This is a genomic window from Pseudomonas sp. 910_21 (genome assembly GCF_052850735.1).
The window spans coordinates 818,160-831,570 of record NZ_VXCY01000001.1 but is presented as its reverse complement, the minus strand read 5'-3'; the positions used below and the strand labels follow the sequence as shown (position 1 = coordinate 831,570).

Below are 13,411 nucleotides of genomic sequence, written 5' to 3'. Positions count from 1 at the left end.
CATCCTGCCAGAGCCCGGGAGGGGCTGTCATGCGGCCCTGGCCTGGATCAGCAGCAGCCCCCAGCCGGTCAGCAGCGTACCGTCCGCTCGCAGCAAGGGTTGCATGGCCTTGTGCAGCTCGTCCTTCAACAGTGTGCAGGTGGCGGGTGTCAGGCGGTCAAGGTCGTAGGTTTCCCCCAGGGCGTCCCAGAACTCCTCGAAGGTGGGGGTCCATTCAAGGTCCAGTTCTTCGAATTGCACGTCACGGAAATGGCGCGCCAACAGCTCTCGCCAGCCACTCTGGGACTGGGTACGTGGGTCCACCAGAGGCAGGGGCGCTAGCCGGTCGCGTTGGGCGGCGGCACGAAAGGCCTGCAAGTAGCGCAGGCCCGGTTCGCCGAGGAGAAAGCTGCGGCCGACGATGGCCGACAGTTGTCCGCCCCGGGCCAGGACTCGATGCACCTCGGCCAGTACCTGTTCGATATCGCTCATGAGCATCAGCGCCAGGTGCGAGACCACGGCGTCGATGCTACCGGTGGCCAGGGACAGGGATTGGGCGCGCTCATTGAGCAACACACTGCGCTCCCCGAGACGGGCGCGTGCAGCCTGCAGTTCGGTGCTACTCATGTCCACGCCGATCAATCGCGCCTCGGGGTACTCGCCGGCTAGCAGGTCCAGCAGAAAACCGTCGCCGCAGCCCAGGTCCAGGAGTTGGGCGCCAGGCCGAGCGGTGGCGAGTGTGGCGGTCAGCATGTCGTAGGAGGAACCGCGTCCCGGCAGGCTCAACCCGGAAAAGGCCGGTGGCGTGGTGCCGGGGCGCCGCTGGTGAAAGTCCTGAAGAAAGCGTTCGGCACTGTTCATGCTGTTCATCCTTGATGCAAGCGGTGAGTGGAGGTGGCGCGCGGGTATTGTTGCACGCAAGCAGTGCCCAGCTCTCAATGGACGATGTTGTTGGGCGGCAGATGCCCCAGACGTTCGGTCAGGCGCAGACGCTGGATCGGGTCGTCGCTGAGCAGCAGCGCGTGTTCCAGGTCGAAACGCTCGGCATTCGGGCACTCCAGGCGTTGATAGAGGCTGGCCCGGGCCAGGTAGTCGGCGGCGCTGCCGTTGCCCAGCTCCAGCACGCGCTCGGCATTGATCAGGGCCCCCAGGTTGTCGTCGTAGGACAGGTGCAGCTGGCGCAGGTTGCGCGACAGGCGCTGGAACATCTGCAGCGGCTCGGCACTGGCCAGGTGTTCGGCGCTGAGCTTGATATGGGCGCCGTACTGGCGTTGCAGCAGTTCCCGGCAGTCGGCGGGGTACAGCCGGCGTCCGCCGCAGGGGTCCAGCAGATGGTCGGCGCCGGGCACCCGCAGCAGAAAGTGCCCGGGGAAGTTCACCCCCACCAGGGGAATCTGCAGCCGTTGTGCCAGCTCCAGAGCAATCAGCGCCAGGGCCAGGGGTTGCCCGCGGCGCGATTCCAGGACCTTGTCCATCAGCGCCGCCTGGGGACGCAACGGAAGGTGCTCGTCCTGCTGAAAGCCCAGGTCGTTCATCCGCCGCAACAGTGGCTGGCCCAGTTCGTTCGCCGGCAGATGAGGCAGGCTGCTGCCGATCTGCAGCTGGATCTCCTTGAAGGCTTCCAACTGACGCTCGGGCACCAGTTGCGGTGCATGTTCGGCGGCAATCCACAGGGCCGCTTCCAGCAGGGCTGGGGGCGAGCGGTGCAGGCAGGCGAAAAAGGCTTGGCGCGGGTTCATCTCAACCTCCGACGGATGCCTCGTTTTAGCCTCGTGGCGCAGGTTCGTCCAGTGCTGACACAGGTGGTAGCAGGTTATTTCCCAAAGCCTGCAAATGCCTGCGGCTTATTCCAGCGTGGCGCAGCAAATTCCAGGCGCAAGCCTATACTGGCGACTACAAGAAGTGATTCGGGAGCCCGTCGATGTTCGCTCTCATGCACAGCACCCGCCTTGAATCGCTGCACCTCAGCGTCGACCCCAGCACCGGGTTGAAGGCAGTGATCGCCATCCACAACAACCGCCTGGGGCCCGCCCTGGGCGGTTGCCGTTATCTGGCCTACCCCGACACCACCAGTGCCGTGGAGGACGCTGCGCGACTGGCCCAGGGCATGAGCTACAAGGCGGCCCTGGCTGGCTTGCCTCAAGGTGGCGGTACTGCGGTGATCATCCGTCCCGCCCATGTGGAAAACCGCGCGGCGCTGTTCGAGGCCTTTGGCCGTTGCATCGAGCAACTGGACGGGCGCTACATCACCGCCATCGACAGCGGCACCTCGGTGGCCGACATGGACTGCATCGCCCAGCAGACCCGATACGTCACCAGCACCAGCGCCGCCGGAGATCCGTCGCCCCACACTGCCATGGGGGTGTTCGCCGGGATTCGCAGCACCGCCATGGCCCGCCTGGGCAGCGACAATCTGGAAGGTCTGCGGGTGGCGATCCAGGGCCTGGGCAACGTCGGCTACGCCCTGGCCGAGCAACTGCACGCCGTCGGGGCCGAGCTGCTGGTCAGCGACATCGATGCCGGCAAGGTGCAGTTGGCCATGGAGCAACTTGGGGCGCATCCCGTCGCCAATGATTCGCTGCTCAGCACCCCTTGCGACATTCTCGCCCCCTGCGGTCTTGGCGCCGTGCTCAACAGCCTCAGCGTGGCCCAGTTGCGCTGCGCGGCGGTGGCCGGTTCGGCCAACAATCAACTGACCAACCTACAAGTTGCCGATCAACTGGAACGGCGCGGGATTCTCTATGCGCCGGACTACGTGATCAATTCGGGTGGCCTGATCTATGTGTCCCTCAAGCATCGCAATGAGGAACTCCCGGTGATCACGGCGCACCTGTCGAAGATCAGCCTGCGGTTGACAGAGATCTTCGCCCACGCCCAGGCGGAAAAACGTTCCCCGGCGCGGGTCGCGGACGAACTGGCGGAACGGGTGCTGTACCGCTAGGCCTCCCTGTCTTAACCCTGGGGCCTGCCCTCTGTAGTATCTGGGCCCGGGCAAGGTTGCAGGGCTGAGCCCAATCCCTCACGGCCCCACTGACAAGGAATGTATTCGACGATGCCTCAAGTGCTCGATAGTGGTCTGGATGAGCAGTTGTCTTCGCTGTTGCGCTCAGGTGCGGATATTCGATCGATACGCCAGCTTCTTGTGCGATACCGGAATAGGGGCTTTGGCGCGCAGGCTGTGTACAACTTTCTGGCGTCGTTCAGGCATGACGCATCGGATGAACTCGAAGACAGAGTCCTGGAAGCCATGGATATAGCATCCGGATATTGCCCGCCAGGCTGCCGGGTGTGGGAGGTCGCGCCATGACCGCAGCCAATACGGACAATCTATCGAGCAGGTGTTCTGTCAGGGATCTGCAGTTGTACGCTGCGGCGTGCCTGGAGGCTTACTGCCTGAGTAAAGGTATTGCTCATCCTGCTGTAGATGACTTGATCAAGCACCTTGAGGACTACCCGGAAAAAGATCGTTTACTGGCCTGGGACAGGGCCGGAGCGCAACTGGCATTGAATGGACGAGGGGATGACTTGCCACCGAGTCTTGTTGCTTTGATAGCGCCTGAAGATATCGAGGCGTTCTCCAGTATCGTCGACAGCGCGGTTGAGGTTGGAATGGTCGACCTGTATGGAGGTGCGACCGATTTGCCCGTGATGTTCATGGGCCAGATCACTGCGATATTGCGTCGCAACCTTATCGATTTGCCCGAGCCCCAAGGCGCGTCAGTCGTTTAACCAGCGGCTGCATAACGGGCGCTCCATGATCGGCACACATGAAAAAAGCCCTGTGCCATGGACACAGGGCTTATTCAATTCGCGTGAAGCCTATTTCGCAGCCTTGGCTGCTTTCGCCGGCTTGGTCGGCGCCTCGACTTCAGCAGGTTGCTGCGCTTGAACCACCTCCACCCCGGGAGCGGGGGCGCTGAGCAACTCGGACAATGCATCCGGCTGGCTCTTGAAGGCCCTGGCAAATACATCGCGGTTCTTCGCCATGTAGATCCCGGCTTCTTCCACTTGTTGTTCGCTCAGCGACGGCACTGCTTTTTGCAACACTTGCGCCAGCACTTCAGCCAGTTCGAGCATTTTGTCATGACGGTCAGCTTCGGCTTTATCCATGAACAAGCGCTCCAGATCTCGGCTGCTGCGGTATACCACTTCGACGGCCATTCACCACCTCACATGCCTTCACGATAATGGGTCTGTATAAATACTGTATCTATATACAGGTCGAGAGAATAGGCGAAACCTTTTCCCTTGGATAGTGGCTTTTTAATGTAGACGGAATTTTTTTCCCGGGCCGATTGTTACGCGGCCGTGCCTCGTTGCGGGCGGCCACCATCTCATTGACGGCTCCTGGCCTTTTTTCTGCATGCAGAACAACCGTCACGTCCAATCCGCATCATCCGGTCGAACCGACCTAAGGAAGAACCATCGTGAAAATCAATTGGGCCGAGAACCTGCGGCAGAACGTCCATCAACTGGCCGAGTCCCTGGGCAACCTGTTTGTCGAGTCGTTCCACTACCTGGCGCTGTTCGCCATCGGAGCGGTGACCGCCTGGGCGGCAGTGATGGAATTCCTGCAGATGATCGAGGCGGGCCACATCAAGATCGATGACATCCTGCTGTTGTTCATCTACCTGGAATTGGGGGCGATGGTCGGTATCTACTTCAAGACCAACCACATGCCGGTGCGCTTTCTGATCTACGTGGCGATCACTGCGCTGACCCGGCTGCTGATTTCCAACGTTTCCCACCACAACCCGCCGGACCTGGGGATCATCTACCTGTGTGGCGGGATTCTGCTGCTGGCCTTCGCCATTCTGGTGGTGCGCTACGCCTCGTCGCAATTTCCTTCGGTGAAGATCGAGCATCCGCAACGCAAGATCGGCGCGGGCTCCGGCGAGCACCCGGAAGTGGAGAAAGGCGAGCTCTAAAACCTCAAGGCCTGGGGCGCAGGCTTTTGGCCGACGGGCGGCAGCAGTGCGAGGCTGTCGCCATTGGTCATGGCTTCGAGGATGGCTACGGCGCTGTGGCCTTGCTCGATGGCGATGCCGAATTGAATGCTTTGCACCAGGCGCTTGATGCGCTGCGGGTCATTGCGCTGGGCTGCGCTGATCATGCGCTTGGCCACCACCCGGCCGGCCTGGGACAGGGTCAGCATGATGCTGCCGTCCAGGCCCTGGATGCTCAGGTTGACCTGATAATCCGGGGTGAAGGTGTCGGTAATCAGTTGAAAGGGGTTGTCCATGATGCGTCACCGCCTGATTGGATCGTGCAGTCATTGACTGGCAGGGCGCGGAATTAGTTCGCGATTCCAGACCGCTGACCGGTCGTTTGCCGAGGCTTGCCTACGTCCGTGTTGCTCAAGGATGAACAAAGCAAGGGGCATGCCGGGAACCTCGACGGGCAATGATTGCGGGGACAAAAAAGCGGACCACAAGGTCCGCTTTTTTTATTCCTGCCCGTTTCAGGGCACGACCGAGTAAATGATCGCAGACAGTGCGATCAGGCCGATCAGCACCACGAACAGGTTCGACAGTTGACCCGAATACTGGCGCAGCGATGGCACGCGCCGGATCGCATACATCGGCATCAGGAACAGCAGGCAGGCGATCACCGGTCCGCCCATGGTCTCGATAATGCGCAGAATGCTCGGGTTGAAGGTGGCCACGGCCCAGCAAGTGAGGATCATGAACAGCGCGGTGATCTTTTCCAGGCGGGTGGACGACAGCGAGCGCCCCCGCAGGTTTTTCACGATCAGCCCCTGGAAGCCTTCGCTGGCGCCGATGTAGTGGCCCAGAAACGACTTGGTAATGGCCACCAGCGCGATCAGCGGTGCGGCGTAGGCAATCACCGGGGTCTGGAAGTGGTTGGCCAGATACGACAGGATCGAGATGTTCTGCTCCTTGGCCGCCGCCAGGTCCGCCGGCGACAGGGCCAGCACGCAGCTGAAGCAGAAGAACATCACCGTCAGCACCATCATGGTGTGGGACATGGCCAGGATGCCGCTGCTCTTGCGCTCGGCCTGGGCGCCGTAATGGCGCTTCTGATCCACGGCGAAGGCCGAGATGATCGGCGAGTGGTTGAAGGAAAACACCATCACCGGAATCGCCAGCCACAGGGTCTTGAAGAACAGCGGCAGGGGCATGCCCTCGCTGGCCGAAGCGAAGAACGCGCCGTTCCAGTTGGGGATCAGGCTCAGGGCCAGCAACAGCAGAGCGGCGACGAAGGGATAGACCAGCAGGCTCATGGCCCGCACGATCACGCCCTGGCCGCAACGCACAATCGCCATCAGCCCGAGGATCAGCAGCAGCGACAGCAGCGCCCGGGGCGGCGGCGTCAGGTGCAACTGGTGCTCCATGAAGCTGCTCAGGGTGTTGGTCAGGGCCACGCTGTACACCAGCAGAATCGGGAAGATGGCGAAGAAGTAGAGCAGGGTGATCAGCTTGCCGGCACCGACCCCGAAGTGTTCTTCCACCACCTCGGTGATGTCCCCGGAGCGTCCGGAGAGGACGAAGCGGGTCAGGCCGCGGTGGGCGAAGAAGGTCATGGGGAAGGCCAGCAGCGCCAGTACGATCAACGGCCAGAAGCCACCGACCCCGGCGTTGATCGGCAGAAACAGGGTGCCGGCGCCGATGGCGGTGCCATACAGGCCAAGCATCCAGGTGGTGTCGTGCTTGCTCCAGCCTTGCCGGGCTGTTGCGGTGTTGCGTGATGTGGCTACAGCGGGATTTTCGGCAGCAGGTGTGGGTACATCGGTCATCGGTATCGCCTCGTTATTATTTTTGCTCGGGCTCACGTGTTACGGACGATCAGGGAAGGCTCCTCAGCATTCCACCCAGCTCACCGCCAGGCCGCCCCGTGAAGTTTCTTTGTATTTGTCATGCATGTCGGCGCCGGTATCGCGCATGGTGCGGATCACCCGGTCCAGGGAAATGAAATGCTTGCCGTCACCGCGCAGGGCCATCTGGGTGGCGTTGATCGCTTTCACCGCGGCAATTGCGTTGCGCTCGATGCAGGGCACCTGCACCAGGCCGCCCACTGGGTCGCAGGTCAGGCCAAGGTTATGTTCCAGGCCGATCTCGGCGGCGTTTTCCAGTTGCTCGGGCGTGGCACCGAGGACTTCCGCCAGGCCCGCGGCGGCCATGGCGCAGGCTGAACCCACTTCACCCTGGCAGCCGACTTCGGCGCCGGAGATGGAGGCGTTCTTCTTGCAGAGGATGCCCACTGCCGCGGCTCCCAGGAAAAAGCTCACGACGTCGTCGTCAGAGGCCTGGGGATTGAACTTCATGTAGTAGTGCAGCACCGCCGGGATGATCCCCGCCGCACCGTTGGTAGGGGCGGTGACCATGCGTCCGCCGGCGGCGTTTTCCTCGTTGACCGCCAGGGCATAGAGGTTGACCCACTCCATGGCCGAGAGGGTCGAGGTGATGACATTCGGCTTGCCGATTTCCAGCAGGCTGCGGTGCAGCTTGGCGGCGCGCCGCGGTACATCGAGGCCACCAGGCAGGATGCCTTCGTGGCGCAGGCCCTGTTCCACGCATTCGCGCATCACCGACCAGATATGCAGCAGGCCGCTGCGGATTTCGGCGTCGCTGCGCCAGGCTCTTTCGTTGGCCATCATCAGCTCGCCGACGCGCAACTGGTGGGTCTTGCACAGCGCCAGCAGTTCAGCCGCGCTGTTGAAGTCGTAAGGCAATTCGACGCTGGCGCCGGCTTCGGTTCCGGCCTCGACCTGGGCCGCTTCGATGATGAACCCGCCGCCTACCGAGTAGTAGGTCTGCTCCAGCACGATGCCCTGCTCGCCGAGGGCGGTCAGGGACATGGCATTGGGGTGGTAGGGCAGGCTTTGGTCCAGCAGGAGCAGGTCCTGTTGCCAGTCGAAGGCGATGTTCCTGCGCCCCCCCAGCAGCAATTGGCCGCTGTCGCGCAGTTGCTGGATGCGTGGGCCGATGCTGCCCGGATCGATGCTGTCGGGCCATTCGCCCATCAGCCCCATGACGCTGGCGCGGTCGGTGGCATGGCCGACACCGGTGGCGGAGAGGGAGCCGTAAAGGCGGATCTGCACCCGCTGTACCTGATCCTCCAGGCCCAGGTCGAACAGCGCCTGGGCGAAAGTGGCGGCGGCGCGCATCGGGCCCACGGTGTGGGAACTGGAAGGACCGATACCGACTTTGAAAAGATCAAAAACACTGATAGCCATGCTAAAGCCTTACAAGCAATGGAAGGTGGATCGCTGCCATTTTTTGTAGGCCAAGCGCAATGTCGGCGATACTGCCCGGGTCGGTCGGTACTGACCAACGAAACTTCCTAAGAGATCCTTTAGCAGGACTAAACGATGAGCCGTCAGTTTCATGCCCAGACCTATGTCTGGCTGCATGTGTTTTCCTGTGCCGCGCGGCACCTGTCCTTTACCCGTTGTGCCGAAGAACTGCACATCACTCCCGGGGCGGTCAGCCAGCAGATCCGCCAGTTGGAAGAGCGCCTGGGTTTGCGCCTGTTTCACCGTCGGCCCCGGGGTGTGGAACTGAGTGCCGAAGGCCAGCGGCTGGCGCTGACGGTGAGCGAGGCCTACGGCAGCATCGATGCGGAACTGCGGCGCCTGGACGCGGGAATGATCAGCGGCACCCTGCGCCTGCGTTCGATCCCCTCGTTTCTTGGCAAGTGGCTGACGCCCCGTTTGCCGCGGCTGCAACAGCGTTATCCGGAGATCCAGCTGCGGCTGGTGGCGGAGGACAGCAGCGTGGCTCTGCATGAAGGCGACTTCGATCTGGCCATCGACCTGAACGACGGCAGCTACCCCGGCTTGCAATCCACGGCGTTGCTGGATGAGCAGATCTTCCCGGTCTGCGCGCCGACTCTGCTAAGGGGCCGTCCGCCGTTGCACGGACCGGCGGACCTCGCGCATTTTCCATTGCTGCACGACATCACCGCCTGGCGCGGCAGCTATGAATACGCCGAATGGGAGTTCTACCTGAATGCCATCGGCTTCGAAGGCGCGGATGTGCGTCGTGGCCACACCTTCAACCGCAACCACCTGACCATCGAGGCGGCGATCGCCGGCATGGGCGTGGCGATTGCCCGGCGTACCCTGCTCAATGACGAACTGGAGCGCGGCACCCTGATCGTGCCTTTCGGCCTGGCAGTGCCCAACCACAAACGCTACGTGTTGCTCTATGCGCCGGGCGCCCTGAGCCATCCGGGTGTACGCGCGGTGCATGACTGGCTGGTGGAGGAAGCGGAGATCTTTCGCGGTTTGCACCCTCTGGGTGAGGGGCAATTGTGAGGGTTTGAGCGAGGAAGCTGAATCGAGTCAACTCCCGACCTTAACAGCGCCTTTGCAGTTTGTCCGGCTTTATTTGCGTATGAATATTTATCTTTTTTAAGGGGTTGAAATGTTCGCCGCCGTGCCTAATTGTGTAATCAAGAGGTCACGAAATGCAGGTTCCAACACACTGCCTTGACCCTCTTACGAGCAAGCTGAAATAAGGGAAGAACTATGCAAATCCAAGTCCATAGCGATAACCATATTCAAAGCAGCCTTCGGATGGAGGAGTGGGTGCGCAGCACCGTTGAAAGCACGCTCGAACGCTACGAAGAAGACCTGACCCGGGTAGTGGTCCACCTGCGGGACGAGAACGGCGGCAAGTCAGGTCCGGACGACATGCGCTGCCAGCTGGAAGCCCGTCCGAAAGGTCACCAACCGATTTCCGTGACCCACAAGGCCGACACCCTGGAACAGGCCCTCGATGGCGCCACCATCAAGCTGGAAAGTGCCCTGGAGCACATGTTCGGTAAACTGCGCGGCAAACGTGCGGCGGCGGTGCCCAGCAGCGATGGCACCGAGGCGGATGCTCTGCTCGAAGAAGAATTCCTGGAAAACCAACAGGCCGCGCTCAATAGCTGACGGCTGAGTTTCTCCCCCAACCAACGGGCCTGCATTGCAGGCCCGTTTTGTTGTGGGCGAGAAAAAGTCAGAACGCCACTGAAGTCTGTACGTAAAGGGTGCGCGGCTCACCCACGTACTTGCCCTTGTTGTTGTCGTCGAAGGAGCGGGTGAAGTACTGGTGGTTGAAGATGTTCTTCACGCCCACCGCGACATTCAGGTCCGACAGCTGCGGACCGAAGTCGTAGCCGGCGCGAGTGCTGAACAGCATGTAGCCGGGGATGCGGCCGTTGCTGCCGTCAACGCTTTCGCGTGACGTGTTGGCGTTGTCGGCGAACTGGCCGCTCTGGTAGCTGCTGTCGAGGTTGAGCTTCCACGGACCTTCGGTGTAGCTCACCCCCAGGGTGCCCTTGTGCTTGGAGGAGAAGGGCACGCGGTTGCCCTTGTTCGGGCCGTCCTCACGAATCGTGGCATCGACGTAGGCATAGGTGGCGTAGACGTTGAAACCGGCCAGCGCCGGATCGAGGCCGTCCAGGGCGTAGTTGATGCTGCTCTCGATGCCCTGGTGGCGGGTTTCACCCCGGGCGATCACCGTGTCGTTGGTCTGGTTGCTGTCGTACTGGTTGTCGAAGTTGATCAGGAAGGCGCCGATCTCTGCCCGCAGGGTGCCGTCGTCATAGCGGGTGCCCAGTTCCCAGGTACGGGCCTTTTCCGGTTTGACCTCGCCGCTGGCCACGCGGTTGGGCATCTGGCTGTACTGCACGCTGCCGAAGGAGCCTTCGGTGTTGGCGTAGAGGTTCCAGCTCTCGTTGAGGTGATACAACACATTCAGCGCCGGCAGCGCGGTGTTGTAGTCGCCTTTGTATTTAACATTGGTGAGGTTGTTGCTCTGCTGCGACTCGATCATCTCGTAGCGGATGCCCGGGGTCAGGGTCCACTTGCCGATATCGATCCGGTCGTCGACGAAGAACGCGTGGGCCTCGGTGCCACCGCGGGTATCCCGGTCGTTGCGGCTGTTGGTGGTGGGCAGTTGCTGGTTGGCGGTCAGCGGTGTGCGATAGCGCAGTTCATGCCCGGCTTCGTTGATGTAGCGGTAGCCGACGCCCACTTCATGGCTGCTGTCTCCCAGGTCGAAGCCCTGGGCGAAGCGGGTTTCCAGGCCACGTACCCAGTACTCGCGGGGTGACAGGGAGAGGAAACTGCCCTGGTCCAGATAGCCGCTGCGCAGGGTCTTGGTGAAGAAGCTGTTGACGGTGAACTCCCGGCGATCTTCCTGATAGCGATAGCCGACGTTGAACATCGTGCGTCGACCCCAGAATTTGTCATAGGGACGGGTGGACTGATACGGGTCGGCCTTGTAGTTCGCCACGTTCAGGCCACCGGGCATGTCCGCTTCACCCTCGTAGTACTGGGCCATGGCATTGAAGCTGTTGGCCTCGTCGAGCTGGTACTTGCCCTTGAGGATCAGGTCGTCGATCTGCGTGTCGCTGTGTTCGCGCCAGTCGCCGCCGCGGGTGCCGGAGTACAGCAGGGCGCCACCCAGGCCGTTGTCGGCCGTGCCGCCGGCCAGCAGGTTGGCGCTGGTCTTGAAACCGTCATGGCTGGAGGAGGGGCTGGTCTCGGTCTGAAAACCACCCTTGACCGTCGGTGCGTCGGGAATCGCCCGGGTCACGAAGTTGACGATGCCGCCGACGTTCTGCGGGCCGTAGCGCACGGCGCCGCCGCCACGCACCACGTCCACGGCATCCATGTTGCCCATGCTGATGGGGGCAAACGACAGTTGCGGCTGACCGTAGGGGGCGAAGGGTACCGGGATGCCGTCCATCAGCACCGTGGAGCGCGAGGCCAGACGCGGATTGAGGCCGCGAATGCCGAAGTTCAGGGCCATGTCGTGGCTGCCGGTGCCGTTGTTGTCCGGTGCATTGACCCCGGGAATCCGATTGAGCACGTCCCGGGCCTGGGTCGCGCCCTGACGCTCGAACTCTTCCCGCCGAATTACGTCCCGGGCGCCGGGGTGCTCGAAGACATCGCTCTGCTGGGCATCGCCGAGCCAGTCACCGACCACGCTGGAGGCTTCCAGCTGCACCGACGCCGGGGCAGTCTCGGGGCTGTCCGGTTGCAGGCTGAAGGCGTTGCTGCCCTCGGCTCGGGCTTGCAGGCCGGTGCCTTGCAGCAGGGCGTCGAGGCCTTGCTGCGGGCTGTACTGGCCTTCCAGGCCACGGCTTTGCACACCGCTGGTGACCTGTGAACCGAAGGAAATCAGCACCCCAGCTTGCCGGCCGAACTGGTTCAGCGCGTTCTCCAGCGAGGTCGGGGCAATGTGATAACTCTTGGCCTGGGCCTCGGCGGCTTGGACCAGGGGCAGGCTGGCCAGGCTCAGGCTTGCCCCCAGCAGCAGGTGACGCAGGGTGCGGGCCAGGGGCGTGAGGCGGGTGGGTTGCTCGGTCATGAACGGTGATCCTGAGAAGGGGGAATCAAGGTGGCTTTCCTTCTCTGTCACCCGAGCCCTGGAAAACGGCTCACCTGAATTGAAAGTTTTTTTCCGGTATGGAAAACACTCAGCCAATCACCGGCCAGACTTAGGCCCGCGCCTGGACGGTGACCCAATAACGGGTAAAGCGCCGCACCCGCACCGGCAGGCTGATTTCCAGCAGCTCGAGAATCCGCTCGCTGTCATCCAGGGGATAACTGCCGGAGATCAGCAGGTCCGCCACCTGGGCGTCGCAGTTCAACTGGCCACGACGGTAGCGCCCCAACTCGTCGAGGAAATCCGCCAGGCGCATATGGGCCGCCACCAGCATGCCTTCGCTCCAGGCACCGCTGCCGGCATCCAGGGCCCGGGGCGGTTGCCAACTGCTGTGGGTGAAATTCAATTGTTGTCCGGCCGCGACTTGAGGCGGCAGTGCGCTGTAGTGCGAAGGCGTCACACTGACCGTTCCGGAAAATACCGCCAACTGACTGTGCTCCTTGAACTGGCGCAGGTTGATCCGTGCGGCAGCGGGTCGTACCTGCCCCTGGGCGGTCTGTACCAGCAGCGGCCGGGCGTCCTTGCCGGCGCTGAGCATGATCTCGCCCTCCAGCAGGCGGATCAGTCGTTGCTGTGCATCGAAGCGCACATCCACCGCGCTGCTGGTGTTGAGCTGCAGCTGGCTGCCATCGCTCAGTTGCAAAGTGCGCCGCTGGCCCAGGGAGCTGCGGTAGTCCGCCAACAGCGGCGGCAGCGGGTTGTGTTCCCGCAGGCCCCAGGCGGCGGCCGAGCCGGCACCGAGAATCAGCAGCAGCTTCAAGGCCTGGCGCCGGCTGGCGGACTTCGGCGCATTCAAGGCCGCGTGGGCCAGGGGCGAGGACAAGCCGCGCAAGCGCTGATTGACCCGTTGAATATGCTCCCAGGCTCGCTGATGTTCGCTGTGGGCGTCGTGCCATTGCTGCCAGGCCGCTTGCTGGCGCGGGCTCAAGGCGCCGCCTTGCATTTCGATCAGCCAGTGCACGGCCTGTTCGGCCACGGGGTTGCTGAAGTCGGGCTGGCCATTGAGGTGTGGATTCATCGAGGCG

At 62.4% G+C, this 13,411-nt stretch carries 12 protein-coding genes and 1 pseudogene; 5 read left to right on the top strand and 8 right to left on the bottom strand.

Features of this window, described 5'->3' with window-relative positions; all coding sequences use genetic code 11:
* Positions 1-27 precede the first annotated feature (27 nt).
* Entirely contained in the window at positions 28-840 is an 813-nt protein-coding gene (locus FW796_RS03815) for a class I SAM-dependent methyltransferase (protein ID WP_404938249.1), read from the bottom strand.
* Between the two features lie 74 nt (positions 841-914).
* Positions 915-1,718 (bottom strand): SirB1 family protein, encoded by an 804-nt coding sequence (locus FW796_RS03810; RefSeq protein WP_346633581.1) that lies wholly within the window; start codon positions 1,716-1,718, stop codon positions 915-917.
* Positions 1,719-1,900: 182 nt separating this feature from the next.
* Here FW796_RS03810 and FW796_RS03805 point away from each other — a divergent pair, with 182 nt between their 5' ends.
* Both FW796_RS03805 and FW796_RS03800 read left to right on the top strand, forming a co-directional pair.
* Positions 1,901-2,920, top strand: a complete 1,020-nt coding sequence (locus FW796_RS03805; RefSeq protein WP_346633580.1) for a Leu/Phe/Val dehydrogenase — start codon at positions 1,901-1,903, stop codon at positions 2,918-2,920.
* Positions 2,921-3,282: 362 nt separating this feature from the next.
* Positions 3,283-3,708 (top strand): hypothetical protein, encoded by a 426-nt coding sequence (locus FW796_RS03800; RefSeq protein WP_346633579.1) that lies wholly within the window; start codon positions 3,283-3,285, stop codon positions 3,706-3,708.
* A gap of 177 nt (positions 3,709-3,885) precedes the next feature.
* Here the strand turns inward: FW796_RS03800 and FW796_RS03795 are convergent.
* Positions 3,886-4,140: pseudogene (locus FW796_RS03795) on the bottom strand (YebG family protein); the annotation flags it as partial.
* 266 nt (positions 4,141-4,406) lie between these two features.
* On the opposite strand from FW796_RS03795, the gene FW796_RS03790 reads away from it, so the two are divergent.
* Positions 4,407-4,907 carry a phosphate-starvation-inducible protein PsiE gene (locus FW796_RS03790; protein WP_047283972.1) on the top strand — a complete coding sequence of 167 codons (501 nt, stop codon included), beginning with the start codon at positions 4,407-4,409 and terminating at the stop codon, positions 4,905-4,907.
* On the opposite strand, the gene FW796_RS03785 is transcribed toward FW796_RS03790, so the two are convergent.
* The 3 genes from FW796_RS03785 to FW796_RS03775 form a co-directional block, all read right to left on the bottom strand.
* On the bottom strand, positions 4,904-5,221 hold the full coding sequence (locus FW796_RS03785; protein WP_346633578.1) for a DUF3509 domain-containing protein: 318 nt from the start codon (positions 5,219-5,221) through the stop codon (positions 4,904-4,906). The genes FW796_RS03790 and FW796_RS03785 overlap by 4 nt on opposite strands.
* Before the next feature lie 219 nt (positions 5,222-5,440).
* Entirely contained in the window at positions 5,441-6,736 is a 1,296-nt protein-coding gene (locus FW796_RS03780; RefSeq protein ID WP_446439037.1) for a serine/threonine transporter, read from the bottom strand.
* Between the two features lie 63 nt (positions 6,737-6,799).
* Positions 6,800-8,176, bottom strand: a complete 1,377-nt coding sequence (locus FW796_RS03775) for an L-serine ammonia-lyase (protein ID WP_212805967.1) — start codon at positions 8,174-8,176, stop codon at positions 6,800-6,802.
* Positions 8,177-8,311: 135 nt separating this feature from the next.
* Between FW796_RS03775 and FW796_RS03770 the strand changes: the two genes are divergently transcribed.
* Positions 8,312-9,259 (top strand): LysR substrate-binding domain-containing protein, encoded by a 948-nt coding sequence (locus FW796_RS03770; protein ID WP_346633576.1) that lies wholly within the window; start codon positions 8,312-8,314, stop codon positions 9,257-9,259.
* Between the two features lie 213 nt (positions 9,260-9,472).
* Positions 9,473-9,880 carry an HPF/RaiA family ribosome-associated protein gene (locus FW796_RS03765; RefSeq protein ID WP_123727515.1) on the top strand — a complete coding sequence of 136 codons (408 nt, stop codon included), beginning with the start codon at positions 9,473-9,475 and terminating at the stop codon, positions 9,878-9,880.
* Between the two features lie 67 nt (positions 9,881-9,947).
* Here the strand turns inward: FW796_RS03765 and fecA are convergent, their stop codons facing one another.
* Positions 9,948-12,308, bottom strand: a complete 2,361-nt coding sequence (gene fecA / locus FW796_RS03760; protein ID WP_446439036.1) for a TonB-dependent Fe(3+) dicitrate receptor FecA — start codon at positions 12,306-12,308, stop codon at positions 9,948-9,950.
* Positions 12,309-12,438: 130 nt separating this feature from the next.
* Positions 12,439-13,404: a FecR domain-containing protein gene (locus FW796_RS03755; RefSeq protein WP_446439035.1), complete on the bottom strand. Its 966-nt coding sequence runs from the start codon at positions 13,402-13,404 to the stop codon at positions 12,439-12,441.
* Positions 13,405-13,411: the final 7 nt, after the last annotated feature.